The sequence below is a fragment of the Terriglobia bacterium genome (assembly GCA_035712365.1).
GTDB lineage: Bacteria > Acidobacteriota > Terriglobia > UBA7540 > UBA7540 > SCRD01.
Genome location: DASTAW010000053.1, coordinates 1 through 25307 on the forward strand (window position 1 = coordinate 1; position 25307 = coordinate 25307).

The window sequence follows — 25307 nt, forward strand, 5'->3', positions numbered from 1 at the left end:
AGTGATTCTCAGGTCAAGATACGGGGCTTTCGGATCGAACTGGGAGAGATAGAGACGGCGCTGCGCCGTCAGCCTGGAGTGCAGGACGCGGTCGTGACCGTCGACGGTGAGGACGGAGCCAAACGCCTGCTGGGCTATGTCATTGCCGAACCCAGGCAAATGGTTGACGCGAATGTGTTGTACCGGCAATTACAGGACGCCCTTCCCGCGTACATGGTTCCGGCAGCGCTCCAGGTGCTGCCGGCGTGGCCTGTCCTCCCCAATGGCAAAATCGATCGCGAGGCGTTACCGGCGCCCGAGTTCAGGACTGCATTACAGTATCGTGCTCCACGCACATCGCAGCAGGAAACGTTATGCAAGCTGTTTGCCGAGGTGCTGGGGCTGGAGAGAGTGGGTATGGACGATAATTTCTTTATGCTGGGCGGTCATTCCCTTACAGCGATGAGACTGGTTGGCCGCATTCGCGCGATGTTGGGCAAGCAGTTGAACATCCGGGCACTTTTTGAGGCGCCTACCGCGGCTGGCCTGACTGCCTTCCTCGCGGGGCAAAATTGCGCGGATATTTTTGAGATGATTCTTCCCATTAAGCCCGGGGGGGATGGTTCAGCTGTTTTCTGCATCCATGCCGCAGCAGGCCTGAGTTCCGCTTACAGCGTGCTGATGCCGTACCTTGAGGAGCACCCGATATATGGCGTGCAAGCTCGCGGGCTCAGTCATCCGGCAGAGCTCGCGAATTCAATAGTCGAAATGGCAAGCGACTACCTGGCTCAGATCAAAGCAATACAGCCTCAAGGCCCATATCGTCTTCTGGGATGGTCTTTTGGCGGTCTTGTGGCACAAGCTATCGCCTCTCTGGCCCAGCAGCAAGGTGGCGAAGTGGAGATGCTCGCTCTTCTGGATGCGGTTCCTGCCGGACCTGACGAACAGGTGGAGGATCCTAACGGCGTATATCCCGATTTTCGATTCGGAGATAATGGGGATCTTGCAGAAATGATCGACGAAGCGCACCGCACGCGCGTGTTAAAAATCATTCAAAATAATGTGAAGCTTCGTCGAGAGTTTGAACCGCAGCGGTACGCGGGAGATGCCTTGTTGTTTATTGCCGCGAATGATCACGATAAGTATGCAATCGCGAATGCCTGGAAGCCATACATCTCTGGAAGCCTCAAGGTGTTCTCTATTGGCTGCAGCCATCATGATATGTTGCGGCCCAGACCCATGGCAGAAATCGGCCGGTTGCTTTCCCAGGAACTTGACAGGCTGGCTTGCAAACAGAGCTGCGATGACACGGTCCCAGGCGCCGCGGTTGCCAGCCAAACTACCCTGGATTAAGACGGTTACCATGCGGAAACAGGCTTAGCCATCCATGAACTGTGGAGTCGGGCTGAAATGATTTTAGTAGACCCCTGTAATAAAATCTAACTTGATGCTGGGGCGCTTTTGCCGAGCGAGAGAGCGCAATGGATTACGGTGAAACTGAGAATCAGAACCCCGTATTGATGTTTCGGCGGCTCCGGCAGATCCAGAAAGAAGATCAGGGGGAAGCTTGAAACAACTCGTCGATGACATGCGCCATGGGCTGCGAATACTATGGAAATCGCCACGCTGGACGGTGATCATGTGCGCAACCTTTGCGCTGGGCATCGGACTCACCACGGCGATCCTCAGTTTAATGTACAGCATCCTGTTGCATGCGTTGCCGTTCCCTGAGCCAGACCGCCTGGTGGCGATCTGGACTACGAGTTCGGCGGCGGCGAGAGCGAACGTGGCACGATTCGCCGTAGGCGCAGCCGACTGGACAGACCTGCGGTCACAATCCAAGGTCTTTGACGACATCGCACTGGTTAGAGTAGTTCCCAACTTTAACCTTACCGGAAATGGCGAGCCGGAGGTCGTTCAGGGGGCGCGAATCTCATGGAATCTGCCTCAAGTTTTGCGCATGCAGCCATTGCTTGGCCGCACCTTCACCCGCGAAGAGACAGAAGCAAACTCCAGGCTTGTCCTGGTCAGCGATGGATTTTGGGCGCGGCACTTCGCGCGGGATGCGGGCGCCTTGGGTAAGAGCATTCAACTGAATGGAGAAACGTTTCAAATCGTCGGAATCATGTCGCCGGAATTTCGGTATCCCACCAGGGACTCCGAAGTCTGGGTCCCTCTTTTCATTCCACCGGACGAAATCCGGGCCAGATGGGGCTTCAATTACAGAGCAATTGGACGGCTGAAACCAGGCATTTCGCTGCGGCAAGCGCAGCAGGAACTGTCATTGATCATGCAGGGCCTGGGCCGCCAATATCCCAAAACCAATGCTGATCTTGGAGTTCTTGTGGAATCGCTGCTGGATAGCGCCGTCGGACAGTTTCGGACAACCCTGTACACGCTTCTTGCGGCCGTGAGTTCACTGCTATTGATCGGTTGCATCAATCTTGCCGGCTTGCTGGTCCTTCGGGCAAACGCCCGGACTCATGAGTTCGCCATCCGCTCCGCTCTCGGGGCAAGCTCTGGACGATTGCGCAACCAGGCGCTTGCCGAGGTGCTTCCCTTGAGTCTGGCCGGGTGCATTGGCGGAATATTCCTTTCGTGGTGCTTTCTCAAAATCCTGGTGCGCTGGCTGCCAGCCCAGTTGCCAGGGCTGGAATCGATTGGATTGCATTGGCCGGTGCTGGTTACCGCCCTGCTTCTCAGCGTATTCGTTGTGTTGCTGGCTGGAATACTCCCAGCCCGTTTGGTTTCCCGCGTGCAGCTCGCAGGCACTATGCAATTGGAATCACGTACCGTCATAGGCGGCTCCAAGACCCGAAACGCTTTCGTGGTATTGCAGATCGCGGTGACCCTGGTGTTGGTGTTCGCCGGCGGATTGCTGGTCAGAAGTTTCGTCTCGGTGACGAAAGTCAATCCCGGATTTTCGGCTCAGGATGTGTTGACGATGCAATTGTCCGTACCCCGAGTCAAATATTCCACTGATCAGCAGGTCTCGGAATACTACCGTCGCCTCATTGCCAGAATGAAAGCCCTTCCAGGCGTGGTAGACGCGGGATTGATCAACCTGTTGCCCTTCAGTGAGGGCCGTCTATCAGGCCCTGTGTTTATCGAAGGCAGGTCGGACAAGGATTGGATCGGCGCTGATAGCCGTTCTGTTACTCCAGGCTATTTTGGGGTAATGGGGATCCCGCTGCTTCAGGGCCGGGACTTCTCCGTAGAGGACAAGGACAATACGGCGAAGGTTTGCATTATTGATGCACAGATCGCCAGGATGGCATTTGGTAATGGCAGCCCATTAGGCAAACGATTGCGGTTTGGAGTTGTCACGGCCGCCACCCCCTGGGTAGAAATTGTTGGTGTTGTAGGCCATGTCAGAAGCGAAAGCCTTGAGAGCGATCCGCGCTCTCAAGTTTATTGGCCAGAGGCCCAACAGACTCAGGACCGCGGAGTTCTCGTAATAAGAACGGCTGGCAATCCAGCTTCTTTGGCAGGCCCGGTTGTAACGCAAATCCACAATGAAAACCCGGAACAACCTGTGTACGACATCCGTACCATGAAGGATCGGATCGAAGGCAGCTTCCAATCGCGCAATCTGCTGACTGGATTGGTGATGTTGTTTGGCGCGTCATCACTCTTGTTAGCATGCCTCGGTTTGTATGGTGTTGTGTCCTACGGAGCAGGACTGCGGTTACGCGAGTTCGCGATCCGGACGGCACTCGGAGCACAACCCGCCGCTGTGCGACGTCTGGTGCTTGGCCATGCGGTCCGCTTATGGGTATTAGGTTCAGTACTTGGATTGATTGCAACATGGCCGACCGGACGCGCTCTCCAAAATATGCTGTATGGAGTGGGAAGCGCCGACGCAATCGCCCTGGCAATAGCGCCATTTCTGCTTTTCGTAACATCCCTGGTTGCTGGACTCGGACCTGCCCTCAAGGCAGGACGTATCAATCCAGCTGTCACACTGCGCGGGGATTGATCCCATGTGTTTCTACTGTTGTCGATCTTAGTAGCCCGCATCGGGGATGGTAATCCTCGCCTTTCAGCGCATTAAAGTAGCGGAATGGGTGATATTTGCCCGTGAGCTAATGTTTTGATCGCGTGCATTACAGGAGTGTTCAGACGGCGGCTCCCTGAATAAAAGAGTTACCATAGGCCTATGCAGGCTGTTCACCCAGGCCGTCCATGATGCCCGTAGCGGCAACTGCAACCAAATCTACAACTTCAACCCGAATTTTTATGGAAAGGAATTATCCATGGCCAATGAAAGCATGCATTCTGACCCGCTCACCGAGTTCATTCAGACCCACGCTCCACATCTAGCTTCGGAAATAACCGAGGACACCTCGTTACTTGACCAAGGACTGTTGGATTCGCTAAGCCTGATGAAACTGGTTGCATTCTTAGAGCGCCGATACCGACTGGTAGTGCCTGAAAAAGAAATTACGCCCGCCAATTTCAGGAGTCTGGCCACCATTCGAAAGCTCATAGAAAACCTAAGCAACTAAAACGGTTTTTGGGAATACAGCTCAAATTAGATACGATTGTGTTTCCACAACCTACAAAGCTTAAATTTAATTCAGCGAAAAAGCACCCTGCCGAAAGAAGGCCATTACGCGAACTTGGCAACGATGGAGCAGGTGAAGAACCGCCTCAAATCTGCGCATATGCGTTCCATTCATCTAACCCTAAGCCTGCAGTGTGGATTATGGTAGACACTCCTCGACACAAATATATAGTGGTTTTAGGATCGTGCTGTAGCGCGGACGCTTTACGAACCAAAAACCTCGAAGACATACAAGGCTCCAGGCTGCGATTGCTGTGGTATCAGGGGCGGACTTCCTTGCTCAGCATGGCCACCGGAAAACTTGATCCTTCCGAGTTTACGTACGCAAGCGAAGCCAAGGATGCACCGAAGCGCTGCTGGGAACTGGGCATGGTTGCCGATGAATTGGAAAAGCGGCAACTCCAACGACTGATCGAGGTGATCAAAATGAGCGATGCCCTTATTCTCGATTTTGTCTCTGCATTCGGATTTCCCTATGTTGTTGTTCAACCCGATGAGCGGTGCTTTCTCAGGTCCAATGATTGGCGACGTTACGTTGTGCTACAGAAAAAGTATGAGCAGAAGAGACTCTGGGAGTTTCCCCTGCAGCTTTCATTGAGCGCGCTTCAAAAAATGCTCGGGGCGCTTTACGAATTAAACCCCGTGTTGCGCGTTATCTTCCATGTTCCGAAGCCGCGCTTCAACGATGGTATAGTGTTCGACGACCCTGAACTGGCGGCCAATGCGGGCTTTTACTCCAGTTACGGCGAGCAACTTTATCGCGAGGCGTCAAGATCCTTTCCGGGCGTTGGCATCATTGACTGCGGCGGAGAACGTGCTGATCCATCGCATTATATCGGACAATATCCGTTTCACTATGACGAAAGCTATATGGCTGCGGTGCGAAAAGAGATAGAACGGCTTCTGGAGTAAGAGCCCTCTATTCCCTTACTCCCTCATCCTCGCCGATCTCTAAAGAACCCGTATTCCACCCGAAATGCGCGCGGTTCTCATGCGCCGCGAGCTCGATTACCAAAGAAACATTACATATGAGGACAACGATACTGCCATGACAGATTTTCTTGCCGGCATCGAGGATTGTATTGCAGAAGGCGCGAGTTATTGCCGCTCGTTGAGTGACAAGTCATCCTGGAGTAGCTACATAGCTTCTGGTGTTCTCGGGAAGACTATGCCCGTCTCCGTTGGAGGTGAAGGCCGGCCCATATCATCCCTAGTGGCTACTCTCGATGGGCTCGCTTATGGCGGTGGCGATGCCGCGATTTTATTCGCGATGGCAGCCCAGATTCTGAGCGTGCAGCATCTCATTCTTGCTTTCGGAACAGAAGAGCAGAAATGCGCTTTCCTTTCACCAATGGTACGCGGCGAAAAGCGCGCGGCGCATGCGGCCACGGAACCGGAAGCAGGTTCTGACATTTTTGATCTGCAGACAACAGCTCGCCGTTGCGAAGGAGGCTATCGTCTGAACGGAGTCAAGCGGTATATCACAAATGCGCCCTTCGCCGATACCGCTCTGGTGCTTGCAGTAACAGATCGTGAGCGGAAGAACTGGGGCCTAAGCTCTTTTCTGGTGGATCTGAACGGAGATGGAGTTTCCCGGAGCGGGAATATCCCGAAAATGGGATTGGAATCGGCCCAATTCGGCGAGATTTTGTTTGAGGATTGCTTCCTCGCAACGGAATGCCGGTTGGGGGAAGAAGGAGGCGGGGCTTCAATATTTTCCGCCGCGCTCGATCTCGAACGCGCATTCATCATGGCTCCCGCTGTCGGGATGATGCGTCGAGAACTCGAGCTCTCTGTCGCTCACGTCAATGCCAGAAAACAGCGCGGCCGCACGATCGGCAGTTTCCAGTCCGTGTCCAACCGAATTGCGGACATGGCTCTGAGGTTTGAATTAAGCAAGTTGATGATCTATTACGTTGCGGCCTTGAGCGATGCGGGACGGCCAATCAGGTGCTACTCGCCCTTGGCAAAACTGGCCTTAAGTGAATTCTATTTTGCTTCGAGTCTGGATGCCGCTCGCAACAAGGGAGCCGCCGGCTACTTGCTGGGCGATTCCTCTGGTAAAAATGTGCGGGATGCAATCGGCAGCCTGTTCTACTCAGGAACTTCAGATATTTTGCGCAATTTGATCGCCAGTTATGCGGGAGTCCACAATGTCTGAATCTCTAATCCGCATCTTTCGCCACACGGTTGGGGCGTTTGGCAATTGTCCCGCACTGGTCGAGGGAAATATAGCCATTTCCTATACCGAGCTGGATGCCAAGTCCGACGAGATTGCGGCTGCCGTGGAACGAATGAAGTTACGTCCGGGATCGAAGGTTGGGATTTTCAGAAAAAAGAGCATTCCCACTGTTGCGGCCATTTACGGCGTCCTTAAAGCCGGATGCGCCTACGTGCCCATTGATACCAAAATGGGACCGGACAAGCTGGCAGCAGTCCTACAGGACGCCGGCCTGGAAGCCTTGATCGTTGACCCTGTACTGGAAAAGAAGATCCAGGACGTTGCGGCAGGTGGCTTGGGTTATCACTTCGAGGAAGTATCAAGCAGCGGTGATCTCTTGTATTTCGCGGGCCCTTCCGGCGTTCGCAACACAGCGTCGATGGAGCCCAGCCTGGCTTACATTCTGTACACGTCAGGATCTACCGGAATTCCCAAAGGTGTTCAACACACGAATGCCAGTGCATTGGCGTTCGTGTCCTGGGCGGTAACTGAGTTCAATATATCGAGCAGCGATCGCCTAAGCTGCCACGCACCTCTGCATTTTGACCTCACAATATTTGACTTGTTTGCCGCGGCCATGACGGGGGCATGCGTCGTGTTGATCCCGGATGATGTTGCGATATTCCCGCTGCAGGTCGCCTCCATCATAAAGAACGAAAGAATTTCAATATGGTATTCGGTGCCATTTGCTCTAATACAACTTCTGGAACGCGGGGATCTTGGCCAAAGAGATCTGGCACTGCGTGAGGTGATATTTGCCGGGGAGCGCTTTCCTCCAACCCAGTTGCAGCAGCTTGCCCGGACATTGCCAAAAGTGCGGCTGACCAATCTTTTTGGGCCCACTGAAACCAATGTTTGCACATACCATCACTTATCCCCCCCGGACTTGGCATCTGACCAGTTTTGCCCGATTGGAATACCATGCCCATATTCATTGATCGAAGTAGTCAATGAAAACGGTAATCGAGTTGCCGCAGGTGAAACTGGAGAGTTGCTGGTCGGAGGAGCTTCCGTGATGACCGGTTACCTGAACAAACCTGAATTGAATGAAAAGAAATTTGTGACTCGAATGATCCAGGGGCAAGCCGAGAGACTTTTTCGGACCGGGGATCTTGTCTCAATGGCAGAAGGCCAACCTATGTTCTTCCACGGGCGCTTCGATCGCCAGGTTAAGGTACGAGGTTTCCGTATTGAGTTGGATGAAATCGAAGCAGCACTCGCCAACTGTGCAGGAGTCGCGGCGGCTGCGGTATGGATAGATAATGATCGCAACGGTTTTGCCGAGGTCCGGGCTGCGGTCGCAAGTGATGCCGCATCGGCAAAGCTGAGCGGCGATGATTTGATATGGAAAATCCGACGGCAACTCAGCGTGGCTGCGGTTCCGCTGCGCGTATGTGTATTGAGCAGCCTTCCACGAACCGTGAATGGCAAGATCGACTATGCTGAATTGGCAAGGTTAGAGGCTTAAACCATCTCTTCCCACGACTTATCTACCAGGCTTTCAGATTATCAACACATTCTGCGCGCCGAATGCATCCACTAAAAATCATTTCGATTAAAAAGGAGCAGCAATGGCAAATCCATTTGACGACGAGAACGGTGAGTTTATCGTGCTGGTGAACGAAGAAATGCAGTATTCGCTATGGCCCACATTTCGCGACATCCCAGAAGGCTGGAAATCGGTTGGCCCGCGCGGAAAGCGGAATGAGTGCCTTGACTACATCGAAAAGAACTGGACAGATATGCGCCCCAGGAGTTTGGCAGAACAGATGAACAAGGAAACTGCCGTTCTGGAAGAGGATTCATCGGCGACTTCCAGGGTTAACTGACAGGGAATCCCGAAGGGCCGGCATATCACCAGGCGCTTCCGCGGATATCACTTTTGCGATTACCTTATGAACAATAGCGATCGGATCATTGCGTCGTATTCCCGGAATGCCGTTGAGTATGCCGGTGTAAACAACACCGAGTCCTGCTGGGGTGCCCTGTCAAGGGATCTCTGGCCTAATCTCAGGATTAACCTAAATCACCGCTTAGTCGTGGACGTCGGCTGTGGTCCAGGCACAACGCTGTTATATTTAGCGGAACTTTTCAAGAGTACAACCCGGCTGATCGGCATCGAGCCTGCAGAGAATATGCGCGCTCTGTGTAGCAAATTGACGGTCCATTGCCCTAATATCATGGTCAGCGGCGGCCGTTTCGAGTCGCTTCCCCTCGAAGATAGCTCAGTGGACTACTTGTATAGCATTCTGGCATTCCATTGGGTTACAAACGCAGAATTAGCAGTTCGCGAAATAAGCAGAGTATTGTCTGCAGATGCTTCAGGCGACATTTTTTTTGTGGGACGCTGGAACGGGCGGGAGTTCATTCACAAAACAACTCCAATCTTCTTTAAATATATGGGAGCTGCCCAGCTGTTCGCTTCCGCACGATTAAGACAACAGTTTACGGCGAGTGCAGCAATGGACTTGTTTAAGAACGCGTTGCCCGGCAAAACCATTCATATACAAGAAATCTACAGAACCTACTATGACACCCTTGCTGGCCATTGGCGATGGTGGGTGAGGATCGCCGGACAACTGGATTGCTTATCTCAAGCGGAACGGTCGGGATGCGAGAAGGAAATACGGGACGCGCTTCAGGAACTGGAAGGTCCATCAGGCATACCGTTCACCACGCATGTACTGCATGCAAAAATTACGACTCAAAGGCCTCAGGGCGAATCTGTCGCGATGTGATCGAAAGCAAACTGCACATTCATCTTGCGAGCCAAATCTGGTCTTCTCTTATCGGAAAAGTTCATGTCCGACGCTATTTCAGTCACGCACAATGCCAAACCTCAAGCGGCAAGCATAAAAAGCTTCTTTATCATTTGGTTTGGACAATTGATTTCTGTCACAGGTACTGGCCTTACCAGATTTGCTCTGGGAGTCTGGGTTTACCAAATGACCGGATCCGCTACCAAGTTTGCCTTGACCGAAGTTTTTGCTGCGTTGCCTGCAATACTGATTTTCCCTTTGGCGGGAATCCTTATAGACCGTCACAACCGTCGTTGGATCATGATTTTAAGCGACGCCGGGTCAGGTCTCAGCACGCTTATGATTGCTCTGTTATTGAAATGGGGTCACCTCGCATTGTGGGAAATTTATGCCGTTGCAGCAATTAAATCCATTTGCGCTGCTTTTCAATGGCCTGCTTATTCCGCCCTGGTTACCGTGATCGTTCCCCGGCAGCATCTTGCCCGCGTCAGTGGAATGATGCAATTCAGCGAAGCTCTCGCCCAGACCATGGCCCCGGCGCTGGCTGGCGTACTGATAGCAGTCGTAAAAATCTGGGGAGTGATTTTTATTGATGTTGCAAGTTTTTCATTTGCGGTCATTATGCTGGGCCTTGCGGTAACTCCGCCTTTTGTTCCTGATGCAAATGTTCTAAATCCAACGGTAAGTTGGACTTCCCGGCTGCTATTTGGATGGAAATACATTCGGCAACGGCCACCCTTTATGGCGCTTCTGATTTTCTTTGCAATCACGAATTTTTTAACGGGAATAATCATCATATTGAGCACCCCAATGGTGCTCGCCTTCGCTTCTGTTCAAGTTCTAGGGGGAGTACTCTCATTTGCGGGACTAGGCATGCTTGTCGGCAGCCTCTTGATGAGTGTGTGGGGCGGCCCCAAAAAGCTCATCCAGGGGGTGCTCGTGCCGGAGTTGGTGCTGGGTATGGCCATCATTGTTGCCGGATCCCGCCCCTATCCTGTGCTTGTAGCATCTATGGTCTTCTTATTCTCTTTCTGTCTGCCTATAATCCTGAGTTGCTCGCAGGCTATCTGGCAACGTAATGTTGGACCCGAAGTCCAAGGACGCGTATTTGCAGTCAGGAGAATGATTGCCTGGTCTACATTGCCTCTTGCATATAGCATTGCGGGACCTTTAGCTGACCGTGTGTTCCTTCCGCTTGTGCGCCCCGGCAGCCATTTATACACAGTCTTGATTCCGTTGTTAGGAACAGGTCCAGGCAGGGGGATTGGCCTGATATTCTGGGGAGCAGGCATTTGTGTTTTAATCACAACCCTCTTGGCTTATTGCTATCCTCCTCTCAGTCAAATCGAAGAACAGCATCTTCCGGTGAATCGTTAAGGTGAGCAGCTCTTTTACCGCGAGCCTCAGTTGGCCATCCGTATTTCATCCGAGAAGTGAAATCTTGTCAAAAATTGCTGGGGGATTTGCTTGGCCTTCTTCAAAATCAATGCTTTATTGGCGGGTCTTCGGTTCCACGATCTGAGACACCATGCCATTACTGAGCTAGCCGAAATCGCTGACAAGCGATTCCACGATTATGAGCATTGCTGGCCACGTCTCAACCAAGGTGCTAGCGCATTACTCCCATCTCCGGCTGCAAGCGAAACGCATGGCGCTGGACGCGCTGGTCAGCGGGCGCCGTGACACGACACAGCAGAAAGGTTACGACACAAGCAACGACAGCTGCTGGGCGACAGAATTCACCTGCTGACGGAGCGAGTTCGGTGATTACCTTGGGTGGAAGAAAATCGGCGAAATCGTGGAAGTCCTTTGTAATGGTGGTGGCCAGGGACGGAATCGAACCGCCGACGCCAGCCTTTTCAGGGCTGCGCGTGGCTGCACCGCACGGACAAACGATGGCATGACGCTCTCAACTGATTTCTTGCTGGTGTCATGCGTGAATTTGCAGGTTTCTGCGGCCGTGCTGTGGTTTGCGTCTGCGCGATGCTGCTGTTTTCTCCTTTGGCCGAGCGTTGGCCTCCAGATTGCGGACGACTCGCTCTGTCGCACGAACGAACCATTGCGTTCCGTCTCCTTTGTAGTCTTCCTGCGTAACGTCAATGTCAACGTCTACACCATTGATTCGGACCGGAGGGAATAATTGGATCATCTGATAGCCTCGCTTGCCGGAATTTGGGACGTTGCTTTGCGATCTCCAGTAATGCTGGAACTTAAGCTGGTAAAGCTGCTGTTCATTAAGGATGCACTGGGAGCCAACATAAATCCCCGGCACATATCCCGCGGCGGTCACTGCATCAAACCATGCGTTGCAATAGGCTGCCACGATGTCGGCAGGGGTTCCAGGCGCTATGCCTTCCAAATCGCACCAAACATTTACCCCCTTAGGAAAGCCAACGTCCCTTGTATTACTGGCCGCATACTGCCCATCCTTTGTCCCCAGCTCCGCGCTGGGCAACCAGCCAGGCTTGCGAACGTGCTGCACGGGCATCAGAGCTAACCCAGCATTCAGGATGCGTTCGGCCTCAGCAGGACTCAAATCCTTTTCTGGTTCAGGTCCGCGCGATACGTAGCGCACACAAAATGTAAAACCCTTAGTAACGAATTGCCTCGCAACTGCCGAGCTTATGACTGTATTTGAGTCGAAGCCGAGTGCTCCGACCTTTGCGTTTTGCACTATCCCATCAAGAGCCATATTCTTCCCTCCAAAGCTTGAGATCGCTCACGGATCGAAGGCTGTTGCCGGCGTGTTCCCGTCACGCTTGTCTTACGTCTTACCATCGCCTTGTTTCTCTTTCCGAATTCATGGCTGGGCGTCAGCGACGTGGGTTTTTCTGCGAGCTCAGGGTGATGTTGTTGCAGGACACCTGAGGAAGGACTTTCAGTTAAGAAGGCATATCGTGCAAATGGCAGAGATGCCTGGTATCGATTATTTCTGTGTTGACTGCGGTGGGTTAACTATTTGTTGAAGACCTCGAGCGCGACAGTTGCTAACATTAAGTTGAAGATAAGCTAGGGTCTGTGATTTAGATCACATTAGCGATCATGGCCACGCCACGACTCCCGCAAAGTAGCTGAACCTTTGTAGAAGAACGACAGCGTGGACGATGAAAGTCGCCACTACCTCGAGTGCGATTCACAGCATATGCACCGAAAGACCCTGGGCGGTGTCCAATCAGTACGAACCACTCGATTTGCGGCAGCTTTCCGCTGAGGGTCGCGTCTGGGTTCCAATATCAGAATGGCATGGCCCGTACCGTCTCCAGTAAACATGAGAACCTACACATGGGAGAGCGTAGCCCGGTCAAAAGTCGCCTTCATCTGAAGCATGCTTACATTTTCAATTCAAGACCCATTTCGTGGTAGTCCCGACAGGAGCTTCTGGGCGTGGGTGACCAAGACCCTGGCACTCTCCACCGTCACTCCTCGCAGCGCGACGGCTACGCGGACGGGCTCGGCTGCGGCCAGGTCCTGCACACTCTTGATTCCCACTTGGGACAATTGTTGCGCGCGCGCCGGGCCAATTCCTTCGACATCCGTGAGAGCAGGAGGCTTGATCTTTAACGTTGTGGCGGATGCAGCCAGAGGTGGCAGCGGTGTCACCGACGTTGGGTGCGGCGTCACGGTTACCACACGAATGGGCGCGGGTAGCGCTGAGGGCGCGGGTATTCCGCCGCCGCGCACCACTGTTTCTCCGCAATCCGGGCACTCGCCCACAGTCATCGGCCGGCCGGCCGGCGTCTTGGCTTGGAACGGCTTGGCCATCTGGACCGGTCCCTGGCAGCAGGAACAATAGCAATCTGCGGAAGGCTTTGCAGCTGTTGCATCCGAAGGCGGTGTGGGCGGACACAGTCCGGTCGCGGGTACCGGGGGTGGCGCCGCGGGAGCGATGTCATAGGTGACCTGCGCGCCGGAGATGCGCAGCTCGCCCGGGGACTGGGCGACAAACGAAACCGGCACGGCCGTGGTCTGCGGCACTTGAAGAGATATCTGGTCCACAACAAGAGCGGCCCCCGAAGGCAGGTGCAGATGCAGTGCCGCCTTTGCGGCGCCATCGGGTACCTTCCCGGCGAGGGGCCGGGAATCAAAGCTGGCCGGGAGAATATCCTGGCTTGCGGGCGTTCCCGTTTCAGAAGAGTCATCTTTGAGCCAGTGAAGTTCTAACCTGGGACTTTCATCGGCGGTCGCCGCCAGAGCCCGTCCGGTAAAGGCCAGCGTGAAGCCCTGCCCGGTCGGAACCGGCATCTCCTGCACCAGGTCCACAGGCGCAGGACCATTGTTGCCGAGCCGCACTTGCAAATCCTGGGGTGTAACTGAGAGTCCGCGGGCGTCGGCGGGTGAAAGCGTCCACTGTTCCGCAATTCCCTGTTGCAGGCTCTTGAAATCTCCATTTACCACTGTCTCTGAGGTGCTCATCAGCGAAGGCGCGGCCACGATGGCAGCACCGTCGGAAACGCGGAACCGGACTTCAGCGGCGTTCGCACCTGGGGGAGGACTCAGCCGGAGCATTTTTTTGATTAGTCGAAACTCTGGTCCTGTGGCGGCTGCGCCGCTGAATGATTGACTCGTGCTCCGAAACATCATCTCAGGACTCGTCTTGTTGCCAGGATCAAACTGCGGAATTACGATTGAATCCTCTCTCAACGACTGGCAACTCTCACCGCGCCACAGGATCTCAGCCACCGCCTGCGGGGTATTAGCAAGTCCTTCAAAGCTGAATTCATAGGTGCAACCTTCTGATACGGGCACAACCTGTGAAATGGCGCTGGGCTGCGTGGGGACTTCTTCACTGACATCTCCCAGCAAGGCGACAATGTGTGCGGCGGTCAAGCCGGGCAGACATGCGAGTTGGACGGTCCCGGAGGTGAGAAACCAGTCTGCGGGCATGCGCACACCCAGAGGGATGTAAACCATCGGCTGCGGGCCATCGCCGCCCACATAGACCTCATCGCCTTGCGGTGTAATGGCCAGAGAGGAAAGCGGTCCCTGGAGACTCACAGCCGACACCTCAGATTTCCCGATCATGTTGATAATGGCGACTGCTGCGGCAGGCTCCTGTGTGGCGTTTATAGCGACTTCAGGGCCGGCTTCGAAAGGCTCAACGTTTCCCGCGACAAAGGCACGCCGGCCATCGGGAGAAACGGCGACCGCCACGGGTGAAAGCGGCTGAGGGTCAGACTCTGAAGGGGCTTTATTCGTGAGATCCAGTGTGGAGGCAGTCCTGTTCTGCAGGTTGATCAACGTCGCAGAGTTGCCCAGCCGATTTGCGACAATGGCTTGGCTGCCGTCGGGCGTCAGGGCGATGGCAACTGCTTCCCTGCCAACCTGCACTTTCTCGGGGTCGAGAGATCCCGTCTGGAGATCGACAAACACGACTGCACCGGCCTGGCTCGCATCGTTTTTCAGAACATACAAAGTCCTGTGGCTGGCGGCCATGGCTGTCACTCGTCCATCAAGAAGAATGTTCATCGTCCACATCTTGCCGGACAAATTCCCGGCAAGCACTGCTGGTTCAGTATCAATGGTATCGATGCTGAACAGGGCCGTCTGAGCGGTTACTTCCACCATCTGGCTGGGGCCGCCTACTGCGAGAATGAAATTGAATTTCTTGTGATCGCCGAAGTTGATCTTTAGGTCTTTGCCTTCCGCACTTGCAAAGCCCTGGGCATCAACGTGCACGTCATATGTGCCGGACGTCGGAATGGTGAGGATGTAGTTGCCTGTGGAGTCCGTAATTGTTGTTTTGCTCTGCCCCGTAGCGCCGTTGGTCGCCGTGACCTTGGCACCTGGGATCACGGCGCCCTGCGCATCAACTACAGTGCCCGAGATCTCAGTACCTGCCGTCCTATCCATTTTCGCCACGAATAACCGGTTGCCATCGGCGCTGAAAGCCAGGGCAAGGCTGGAAGCAGAAATCGTTGTCTTCCCGATTGACGTAGCTTTGACAAGGTCTACCAACTCCAGTTCATCGGAACCGATAACCAGGGCCCGGGTGCTATCGGGGTACAACAGAAGCGCATCCGGCCGAGCTGACAGAGTCAATGGAATCGATCGTAAAATTCTGTTGCAGGCAACATCTACAATGTCCAGTCCGGCCTTCAACTTTGTCACCCCACCCGTGATCGCCACCACCGCATAAGCAGTCCGGCCATTACCGGATACGGCGATTGCCGTGACCTCCATTGACGAGGTCATGGACTGAACGAGCGAGGCCTGGCCTGGATCACTTCCGACGATCGCCCACTGCTCGAAACTTCCGTTGACAAGATGCTCGGCCTCCGCGCATCCACCCGAAGAAGCGCCAGCAAGAAACGCATTGAACCCGGCGGCCACTTCAGGAATCGCGAGAGTGAAATCCACCCGGCCCAGCGGTTGAAAACGGTCGAGCTTCACCCGCTGCGCCTTTCTTCCCGCGCCAACCTGCAGATCAACCGGCATCTGGAACTCATCAGGGATTTCGCGCAAACGGAAGAAACCGGAAGGCGGGCTGGCGGACGGCGGAGCGGGCGTCTCGCGCCAGGAAAGGCCGCCATCCTGCGTATGCTGCATGATGGGCTTGCCGTCGGAGGCGGGTTGCACGCTCCATGCGGCTTCGCCCTGCAAAGTTTGCAGGACCAGCCAGTACTTGGCCGTGTCTTTGGCCTGGAAGTGGATGTCGCCGGTGAGCGGCACGTTTACCCAGGCGGGCTGTTTGTCGGGCCTGCTGGGGATGGTCAACTCCACGCGGTTGCCCAGGAAGGAGGTTGCGTCGGGCTTGCCGTCAAAGTCCGCGCGCACGTCGACCGCCAGGCGCACCCCCGGCGGCTCAGCCATAATAAGGATGTCTACAGAGGTGGCGGATGCCACCGCCTCCAAGGCAAAAATCTGTGCCTGAGAATCGGTGGGCTTGATGGAGACAGCGCCCGCGGGCGTTACTTCGCCGGTCGGCCCGAAGACCACCCGTGACTCGTGAAACGCCCCGAGCACTTTGGCGGAAGTTGCGGGCGTGACGCGAGCGTTGGGCGGCAAACTCACCTGCAGCACGTCCGGACGGGTCTTGGGCAGGCTCCCGAAATCAAACGGCAGCACAACCTCTTTGACGCCCTCGGGCAACACGCTGGCCTGCTGCAGGTACTCAACTTCCAGGGTCGCCTGCAATCGCGCCACCACATCAGAGTGGACCACCAGCGGCACCCGGTAGAAGCCATTCTGTATCCCGGCGTTGTTCAGAAATACTTGCAGCAGATCGGAAAAATCCGGGGACTGGTCGGGCGCGGTGAGGTCGCCCACCCGCGACCAGAAGGGCGCCATCTTGCCCAGCCGCGCACTGATGTTGGCGGGTATGGAACGGACTACCACTCCGGCGATGTCGGCGCTGCTTCCGGCGGCGCCGGCGATCAGCCTGAACTTTGAAACCGTAAGGCCAGGTAATGTGCCGTCCCCAGGCAATTTAAATGGATTGGCATCGGTGGGCGTCTTGATGGCTCCTTTGTCGTTAATCTCGACCGAGACTCCACCCATGTCGATCTGGAGTGAGGCATTGTTCAGGACGGCATCGGCGCCAATCACAGCAACGAGCGTGCGCCGTTTATGGAAATCGACTTCAACGTACGGCTGGCTATTAACGAGGCCGTTCGTCTTGGTTGCTCCCCAATCCCCGCTGGCGCCGGTAAAACGAATCTCTTCCCGAAAGAGTTCGCCGCCGTCAGGGGCCGCCGGGGTGAGCGTGAGCCGGGCCTTACTCACCCTGGCCCCGGCGGGCAAACTGGCCCACACAAGAGTCTGGTCACCCTCAAAGGGAGCTCCACTGCCGTCGTAGCTATCAGTCAGCTTCATGGCAAGTTCGTTCCCGCTAAACCTTCAGCAGCACCATGATCTTCAGCTGATTCGTGAAGCTCTCGGGAGGCTGAAACCCTGCGGGTGTTCCCGGGAAGCCTGTCTGCAAGATCGGATTTTGCAGCAACGTGATGCCAACCATGTCAAAGTTGTGATGCGCCACCTGGATCTGTGTTGGCGCCTGGGAGGGATCGGTTGTGGCGGGAGCGTAATTGATGGTCTTTCGTGGAACCATCTTGAACCAGATGTCATCCCATGCGCCCTGCTCCTTCAGCTGCTTTACGCTTCTTTTTTCTCCACAGCATTTCTCAAACCACGGAGAGTGGCAGTACTGGTCGGCGTCAAACTCATCGTTGGGGTCGCCCCAGAAAGCCTTCCAGAACTCGGTCTCCAGTTCATCGAGCGTCGAGGTATCTGCGTACTTGACCTTGTAGAGGGCAAGCATGTCGGCGAACAGGACGCGAAAAGGCTGCGCATCTGAGGCTTCAATGGGCGCCTTAGTGTTGGTCGCTTTTACAGTGATGGTCCGCTCGCTGGTGTGGTAGAGAAAGAAGTTCACCCACATGGGCGTGGCGTCATTGTCGCCCTTGGAGCAAACCGCGGGGAAATAGTCGAGCTGATAGATGTCCGCGAGCGGAAAGGATTTGAGACCGTGCTTGATGATTTTTTCCTTGCCGGTCTGCAGGCGGTTGAAGGAGCGGAAATAGCCCGTCCTGAGCGGGAGGATTTCTTCGGCCTTGGTCAGGATGTCTTTGGTCAACTGATCAGGGGTCTGCCCGCCCAGCGTGTCCGCATCATTGGCGTGGCCGACGCTCTTGACATTGTCCACCGCCGTCTTGATCTGGGCAGCGATGTCTTTCTTGATGTCCACTTGCATTTCATTCCAGATTTCCGCAGTGATCAGATCGCCGGGGTTCTGCTTGATGTATGGGTCGGGTAAATTGCTGGTTGCCATGTTGGTAATTTCTCCTTGTCTCTGAAAATCAATCTTTCGGTTCCGCGCGGTCTCTTGTAACCCGGGCGTGCACGCCCGCGGCCTTGCTCTGAAGCACGCCTGCCGGCCGCGGCTTGAGCATCTCGCCGGTCAGCGGCGGCAGAGGGTCTTCGCCGGACGCAAGTATCCTGCCCGCGAAGACCGTTTGCCGAGCGTTCTCAAAACGCGCGCCCTGGTAGCCGACCGTCATATCAAACCTGGCGGGCGCCGCCTTGCGCGCCGTAACTTCAATGGTGTTTCCCCATGTCCCGGTCTGAATGGCCTTCACTTCAATGAAGCCGGGAACACCAGGTTCCGCCAGATAGACGGCCGCCTGATCGGTGTCAGTTCCGCCGGTGAGCTTTCTGGCGCGCGGATGACGGAAGGGCATCAGCATCGGCTCCCATCCCAGGGGCACGCGCGGCACACTGCTCGCCGTGACCAGATTCGACTTGCCGTTGATACGCGTCTTGATGTAGTCCTCATCGGTTTCCGGTTCCATGACCACGCCGGTGTAAGACTCTGGGGCGCTTCCGGGCTGTCCGAAGCGCGCCTGGCCAAAGCAGGCGCCGAATTTTTCCGGCAGATCAGCCGGCAGGTTGACGAAGAAGGCCCCCGGCTGATGGTTGTTCCAGCGCAGAGTGACCTGGACCTTTGGAGCGGCATCGCCTCCGGCAAAAACCGCGGCCTCGGGCACTTCAGGTTTGAGCTTCGGCATGCAGGAGAGCAGGCTCACGTTGAACACGCCCTGCTCGACACACTGGCCACCGGCAAATCTGGCATGATCGAAGGCGGCGTGATTGAAGCGCGCTCCATCAGCCGCCATATAGGTGAAGTCTGACCGGCCGCGTGGAAGGCGCAGGGCTGCAGATTTCTCCAGCTCTTCAGCCACCACTAACTGCGATGATGGCTTCTCGAATACTTTTCTGCATAGACTCTGCGGTTGTTCGGTACCCGCGCCGATGGAAACACAGGGATAGGACTCCGGTGCCGCAGTGCTGTCATCCGCCGGGCCCTGTATGGTCACGTCAAACAAGGTCTCCAGCGAATCAACCAGCATCAGCGGCACGCCGCCTTCGCCGGGATAAATGTTTCCCTGGGCCAGCACTACATGGTCCAATTGCGAGGCAAATCCAATTCCGGCCCCGGCGCGCAGGGTCACGATGGTTGCCTGGTTCGTATCGGCCAGCACGTAGCCGCCCGCCTTCCATTGCAGTTTCCCCACCACACCGGCGCGGCCGTCAGCGGCAGTCACCTCATTGGGCACGGGCAGCACCGCTGGTTTCACCGCGACCGTGATGCTTCCGCCCTCAAGTCCACTGCGACGCGCACGCAGAATCGTGATGTTTCGTGCCGGCGGGTGGTCCAGCTGCAGTGAAGCCTGGCTTTGGTAGCCTCCGCCCAGACGGAGAGGTCCGCTGTACGGGACAACCACCTGCCGTCCCAACGGTCCGGAGAGAATGCCGACAGCGGACGAATGCTTTCCTGCTGCGGTCACGATTTCCGCGCGCAGGCCGCTCTTCTCGTCCCGGCGTAATTTCAGTGTGCATCCAGAGGGCACCGCATCCAGTACGCGGACGCGCATTCCTGTGGAGCGATTGACCAGTTCGGCCCCGGCCACGCCCTGGGGAGCGGTGATTTCAATCTCAAGATCAGAATCCGCGGCGCTCGGGTTATGGATGGAAAAATTGCCGCCATGCCGCAATGAAAGCGTCTGCTCAGCAGGCATCTCCGGATATTCCACGAGCTCGAGCACGCGCACCGGCAGGATTTCCAGACTGCTGAGCTCGCCGCGAGTCGGGGAGTTCAATACCAGATGGGCGCCATCGCCCGCTGTGGCCATGCCGGGAAAGACCGCGTTGATTTTGGCGGCAATCTCATCGAGAAACGTCTGGTCTGGCTTGGCGCCGGAAATATCAATGTCCGCCGCACGCCCGCCATCAACCGCCAAACGGAGAATCCGCCGCTCGCCGAGGTCAGCACCCGCCAGCAGATCGACTGTTCCTGTAATGGTGGCCGGGGCGGGGTCGTTGCCACGCGTCATGTTCGGCGCGTCCCTCATGAGACGCTGAAACGCGCCATCGGAAGTGAAGAAGTCAATCGCCAGCTTTCCCGGGAAGCCGGCAGTTGGGCTTTTCAGGGTCAAACGGTTTCCATCCGGAGAGGAAGCGATCGGCTTGTTTGTGGCCTTGTTGATCGCGGCGATGATTTCGGGCAAAGTCACGGCGGCGGGATTCGCGGCGCCGCCGGCGCAATCAATGGTTTGCAGAGCGCCGCCGTCAATCCCCAGTCGCAGGAACCGGGACAATCGGAGATCGACTCCGCCGCTGATGTCTTTGCTGCCGGTCGCTTCGGGAGCAACTGCCGCCTGTCCATGATAGGAACGCGGGCCGATGCCAAAGATGGCTTTGGTGGCGTCACCGCCGCTGGGCGTAAGAAATTCGATTTTGCTGCCTGCCCCCCGCGTAGGCGAGGTGAGGACGATCATCTTTCCCACCGCCGTCGCTACCACGGTGTTCAATTGCGCGTTGATGCGCGTCACGATCTCGCCCTGGCTGGTATGCGCAGGATCGGCACCGGCACAGTCAATCTCAACCGGCGTGGCCCCATCGATGGCCAGTTTGACCTTGCTGGCCGCGCTCAGGTCCAGGCCGGCGCTGAGATCAACGGTCCCCTGGAAGGTCACGCGCGTGGCATCGCTGCCGGAAAGGTTCAACGGCTGCAGCCCCAGCGTGGCCGAAACATCCTGCGCGATCACCGGCCGGAACTCAAGGCTGCTGGCCGCGCCCCGCGTGGGTGAAGTGAAATACAGGACACGGCCGTCATGCGAAGCCACCCTGGAGTTGCCCGTCGAATCAATCCGGGTATTGATGGCCTCGACCATTTCATCGAGCATGGCCACCCGCGGGCGTGGGGACTTGAGCGAGCAGTCGATAAGCATGGCCGGGCCGCCATCGATGCTCAGTTGAAGAAACGGGTCAACGCGCAGGTCGACGCCCCGGCTGAGATCGGCATTGCCGGCTACGCGAGCTGCAGCCGCTTCTGTTCCATACGTCTTCCCGTACGCCTTTGCCTCAAGTGCCTCCGGCATCCCCAGAACTTTCAGCGAGGCTTCAGCGGTGAAAAACGCCCGGGTCACGAAACGGCGTGTCAGGCTATGCTCCAGCGGCACAAGCGCCACGCTGCTGGAAGCGCCCACAGTGGCCGAGGTAAGCGCCAGGCGCTGGCCGTCGCTGCTTGCAATCCCTGTCCCCAGCGCCGCATTGATGGCGGCTGCCACCTCAGCGAGAGTCATCGCCAGACGGTCCTGAGCCCCGTTCCAGAAATCCACGGTCGTCGCTTCCCCGCCATCGAGAGCAACACGCAGCACGTGCAGTGCGCCCACATTCACAGTGCCTGCTGGAATGGCTTTGCCTTCCATGCGCGCAGCCGTGGCGGGCTGGCCCAGAGATTCGCGGACGGCAATGCCGAAGATCGCAAACGTGGCATCAGCGGTCGCGGGCTTGAAGAATTCCACCGATGAGGCCGCGCCCTGCGTGGGTGATGCCAGGGTCACTGACTTGCCGTCCTGCGTGGCAATCTGCTTTCCGGCCGCGTTGTTGATGGCCGAGGCAATCTCGGCAGCGGTGGTGGCTGACGAGGTCGCGCCCGCGCAGTTGATCAGCAGGTGCGGACCTCCATCCAGCGATACCTCAATGTTGAAGACATGACTGAGATCAATACCCTGACTAAGATCGGCGGTACTGGTTGCCTTCGCTGGCTGTGGACTTTGGCCGAGATGGAGACCACCCACCGGACCGAAAAGGGTCTGCGTAGCGTCTTGCGCGGCGGGAGATTGAATCTGGATCACGCTGGCAAAGCCGGTCAACTGTGAAGTCAGCTTCAAAAAATGACCGTCGTGCGAAGCTACGTTTATTCCCAGGGCACCGTTAATGGCGTCAACAATCTGCTGAAGGGTGGTGGCGGCAGGGTTGCTCCCGGCGCAGTCCACTTCGGCGAGATGAGAACCGTCGATCAGCAGGCGCAGATAGCGCCGGTCAGAAAGGTCAACTCCGCCGGCAAGATCGACCGTGCCGACCACCCGCGCGGAATCCTGGTCAGAGCCGCGGTAACGGCGGGGAAGAAGGCCGAGCAGTTGAACGGCAGCGTCGGAGGCTACTTCCTGCACCGCCACCTTGCTCCCGGCGCCCGCCGTGGGCGACTGCAGGAGCAGGCGCTTGCCATCGCGGCTGAAGGCAATCTTGGATGGGAACTTGGAATTAATGGCGTCAACAAGGTCCGTAACGCTCGCCGCAGCCGGATCGGCGACCAGAGAAACCAAGTCCAGAATCACCGGCGGCGTTGCGTCAATCTGGAGCGCGAGCTTAGAAGACGGACGCAAATCAATCTTGCCGGAAAGATCGACCATCCCCTGAATCCGCGCTGCCTGGGCCGGTGAGCCCTGGGCGGTCAATACCAGGGACTCAAACAGCAGGTCAAGCGCATCATCTCCCTGGGGCTCCACCGTGGTGAGTGTGTCCCCGTCTCGTTTCCACCATGGGTCCAACTGGTTGTAGGAGTCTTGGATCACCAGCCCGAGGGCCTCGGCGGCCACGCGCAGGATCCCCAGGACCGTAGGCGTGCCCTCCAGAAATGTGCGGACATAGCGCTTGAGGTGCGCCCGGAATTCTTCCACGTCTTCGTCATCGCGCGGGGCCAGGCCGTAGAGTGAAGCGATTCGCGCCAGGTCATCGATGATAGCTTCTCCCTGGTCGGCGGTATCAACCCAGTGCGAGCGCATCACGGCCACCAGGGTGTTTTCCGCCTGCAACAGTTCGTTGCCATACGCATCCACCACCGAATACAACGCGGTGGGCCCCGGCAGCGCGCGAAACGTACCGGGCAGATAACTCAGGATGCGGTCAGTCTTGGTCGGCATCTCAGCGCTCCACCAGAAGAATGTCGTCAGGTGTCAGGTCGAGCGCTACGGTCCAGTCTTCGCCGTTCACCTTGGCGACGACCTGGAACGTGCCGGCCTCGATCTCCTGGTCCGTCGCGCGCTGGCCACCCGGTCCCTGTACCAGGCTGCGATCGGCAATGCGGCGTTCGGAAGGCGGGCCGGGGGCCGCATCCGAGATGACAGTGGTCACGGCGGCGCGCACAGCGTCGCTGTTGCCGGCCGGGGCCGATTGCACTGCCTGCAGAATCAGATCGACAAGGGCCTGCGCTCCGGGCTTGCCGATATCGGCCCTCCAGGTCAGGACATCAACGACCTTGATGTTTTTAGGATCGCCCACTTCCTTCACGTCTTTGACGATGGCTTTGATGATGTCGGCGCCGCTCGCCGGCTTGCCCGCATCCAGGCCGTCGGTGTATTGCTGGACGGAAGCAATCACCTCGCCCACAACCTTCATCTTTCCCGCGGCCGTCAAGCCTGAGGAAATGGAGATGACCATGCGCAGTTTGAAAAAAACGTATTTGGCCACCAGCGCAGTCAGCACGCCGGCAGCCCGCGTCTCGTTTACCGCCGACCGCAGACTTTCGAAACGCTCAGGAGAACTCTGCACCAGCAGCACCACGTTGCCTGGGTCCGATTGCTTACCGGGAGCGCCGTTCGGGTCCCAGATCTCGGTCAGCACCGCGCGCTCTTCAAAGACCACGCGCGTCAGCGCCGCCAGGGTAGCTTTGTCGAGCCCCTGGAGCTTGGCTTTGGCGCGTAACCGAAGGTCATCATCACTCTCGTCGTCGGCGCCGAGCACGGTGGCGTCAAAATTGGTGACCCGGGTGATTCCGGTGATCGCCTGTTGCAGAGTCGTAATGGCTCCCGCGGGCTGGACGCCTTTGCTGCCCTTGAAATCATCACCGGCGCGCACGGGGACATCGATGCGCGGCTGGCCCCGCTGCAGAGTTCTCGGCTGGGTCGTGACAAACTCCGCCTCACCCTTGGTGGTGCTCAACAAGGTCCCTTCGGGAATCGTGATGTTGCCGTCTGCGGCCGCCGGATCGCGGAAAAAGGTCACCAGTCCTCTGGCAAACTCTTTGGTCTTGCGCGTTACATCCAGGATAGAAACGACCAGCTCGAGCGACTGTCCTTTGGCAGTGTCAATGAATCCCGCCAGATAGGCGGCATTGACTTCTTGAAAGACGGTGGCGATTTCCCGCCCCACCGCTTCGCTGAGCGTGCGGGTCACGCTGCCCACGTTGATGTCGGTCAGTGGCGAAAGACTTTGGCTGGCCGGGAAATAGTTGACGTAAAAAGTAGTGTCATCGTCAGGACCGTGGCCGCCTTTCTGCCACACGACGGCGTTGTCGCCTTCCGAAAAAACGTAGTCGATCTCTTTCTGGAAGGTCTGGTGTTTCTGGTCCTGGGTACCGGAGATGCTGCGGATATCGCTCGCCCGACGCGAAAGCACGTACAGGTCTTCCTTGACATCGTAGAAGATCGGCTCTTTGACCACACCGCCGGTCACGGCGGTCAGAATGTCATCCACCACTTCCAGGTACGGACGGTCAATCAGGTTTGCAGTTGCCGGGTTCACGGTTTACCGCCTCCTTGCAGGAAGAAAGGAAAAACAAGATTCAAGGGAGTGTCGCTGTCGATGACCGACAGAGTCATGCTGATGTCGATCTGGTCGCGGCGGGCCAGGTTTGGCGTAACCGTCAAGCGGAGGACTTTTTTGATGCGCGGCTCCAGGGCCAGGGCCTGCAAGACGTACATCTTCGCGCGATTGCGATTGGTGTCGTTGTTCAGCTCGCCAATCAATTCAGACAATCGCGAACCGTAGTCAGGGTGCCCAAGCAGCGCCAGTTCGCCCATGGGGGTCAGGAAGCGCAGAAGCAGTGCCTGCTCCAGATTTTCATTGCCGGCAAGCGTCTGCAAATCGACCTGACGGGTTTCAGGCCGCGTCCCGTAGAACAAATCGCTGCCGCGCGCGCGGTCGTTCTGAAATTCCAGGTTGCCCAGCAATTTCAGGTCGGCTCCGAATCTTTCTTGTAAGAACGCCACAGCTTCCTGCT

15 protein-coding genes and 1 tRNA gene are annotated in these 25307 nt (G+C 56.6%); 9 read left to right on the plus strand and 7 right to left on the minus strand.

Annotation, left to right across the window (positions count from 1 at the left end; genetic code table 11):
- The 9 genes from VFQ24_16580 to VFQ24_16620 all read left to right on the plus strand — a co-directional run.
- Positions 1 to 1332: thioesterase domain-containing protein (locus VFQ24_16580; GenBank protein HET9179973.1), on the plus strand; the 1332-nt coding region annotated here is incomplete at its 5' end.
- Positions 1333 to 1546: 214 nt separating this feature from the next.
- Positions 1547 to 3958: an ABC transporter permease gene (locus tag VFQ24_16585; GenBank protein HET9179974.1), complete on the plus strand. Its 2412-nt coding sequence runs from the start codon at positions 1547 to 1549 to the stop codon at positions 3956 to 3958.
- 729 nt (positions 3959 to 4687) lie between these two features.
- Positions 4688 to 5458 carry a DUF6270 domain-containing protein gene (locus tag VFQ24_16590; GenBank protein HET9179975.1) on the plus strand — a complete coding sequence of 257 codons (771 nt, stop codon included), beginning with the start codon at positions 4688 to 4690 and terminating at the stop codon, positions 5456 to 5458.
- A gap of 136 nt (positions 5459 to 5594) precedes the next feature.
- Positions 5595 to 6707, plus strand: a complete 1113-nt coding sequence (locus VFQ24_16595; protein ID HET9179976.1) for an acyl-CoA dehydrogenase family protein — start codon at positions 5595 to 5597, stop codon at positions 6705 to 6707.
- Complete coding sequence (locus VFQ24_16600) at positions 6700 to 8235, plus strand: amino acid adenylation domain-containing protein (protein HET9179977.1); 1536 nt, start codon at positions 6700 to 6702, stop codon at positions 8233 to 8235. Before VFQ24_16595 ends, VFQ24_16600 begins: the two co-directional genes overlap by 8 nt.
- Positions 8236 to 8338: 103 nt before the next feature.
- Positions 8339 to 8596, plus strand: a complete 258-nt coding sequence (locus VFQ24_16605) for an MbtH family protein (GenBank protein ID HET9179978.1) — start codon at positions 8339 to 8341, stop codon at positions 8594 to 8596.
- A 66-nt stretch (positions 8597 to 8662) separates the two neighbouring features.
- On the plus strand, positions 8663 to 9505 hold the full coding sequence (locus VFQ24_16610) for a class I SAM-dependent methyltransferase (GenBank protein ID HET9179979.1): 843 nt from the start codon (positions 8663 to 8665) through the stop codon (positions 9503 to 9505).
- Positions 9506 to 9568: 63 nt separating this feature from the next.
- Positions 9569 to 10903 carry an MFS transporter gene (locus VFQ24_16615; protein HET9179980.1) on the plus strand — a complete coding sequence of 445 codons (1335 nt, stop codon included), beginning with the start codon at positions 9569 to 9571 and terminating at the stop codon, positions 10901 to 10903.
- Between the two features lie 199 nt (positions 10904 to 11102).
- Positions 11103 to 11276 carry a hypothetical protein gene (locus VFQ24_16620; GenBank protein HET9179981.1) on the plus strand — a complete coding sequence of 58 codons (174 nt, stop codon included), beginning with the start codon at positions 11103 to 11105 and terminating at the stop codon, positions 11274 to 11276.
- Positions 11277 to 11344: 68 nt separating this feature from the next.
- Here the strand turns inward: VFQ24_16620 and VFQ24_16625 are convergent.
- The 7 genes from VFQ24_16625 to VFQ24_16655 form a co-directional block, all read right to left on the minus strand.
- A tRNA-Phe gene (locus VFQ24_16625) sits at positions 11345 to 11411 on the minus strand.
- 45 nt (positions 11412 to 11456) lie between these two features.
- Entirely contained in the window at positions 11457 to 12218 is a 762-nt protein-coding gene (locus VFQ24_16630) for a DUF1906 domain-containing protein (GenBank protein HET9179982.1), read from the minus strand.
- A 650-nt stretch (positions 12219 to 12868) separates the two neighbouring features.
- The gene (locus tag VFQ24_16635) at positions 12869 to 17338 is read right to left on the minus strand and encodes a carboxypeptidase regulatory-like domain-containing protein (GenBank protein HET9179983.1); all 4470 of its coding nucleotides are present in this window, start codon (positions 17336 to 17338) and stop codon (positions 12869 to 12871) included.
- A 16-nt stretch (positions 17339 to 17354) separates the two neighbouring features.
- A complete protein-coding gene (locus tag VFQ24_16640) occupies positions 17355 to 18293 on the minus strand; it encodes a hypothetical protein (protein ID HET9179984.1) in 939 nt (312 codons plus the stop codon).
- 28 nt (positions 18294 to 18321) lie between these two features.
- On the minus strand, positions 18322 to 23229 hold the full coding sequence (locus VFQ24_16645; GenBank protein HET9179985.1) for a hypothetical protein: 4908 nt from the start codon (positions 23227 to 23229) through the stop codon (positions 18322 to 18324).
- 1 nt (position 23230) lies between these two features.
- Positions 23231 to 24829, minus strand: coding sequence for a baseplate J/gp47 family protein (locus VFQ24_16650; protein HET9179986.1), 1599 nt, complete (start codon positions 24827 to 24829; stop codon positions 23231 to 23233).
- Positions 24826 to 25296, minus strand: a complete 471-nt coding sequence (locus VFQ24_16655) for a GPW/gp25 family protein (protein ID HET9179987.1) — start codon at positions 25294 to 25296, stop codon at positions 24826 to 24828. Before VFQ24_16655 ends, VFQ24_16650 begins: the two co-directional genes overlap by 4 nt.
- Positions 25297 to 25307: the final 11 nt, after the last annotated feature.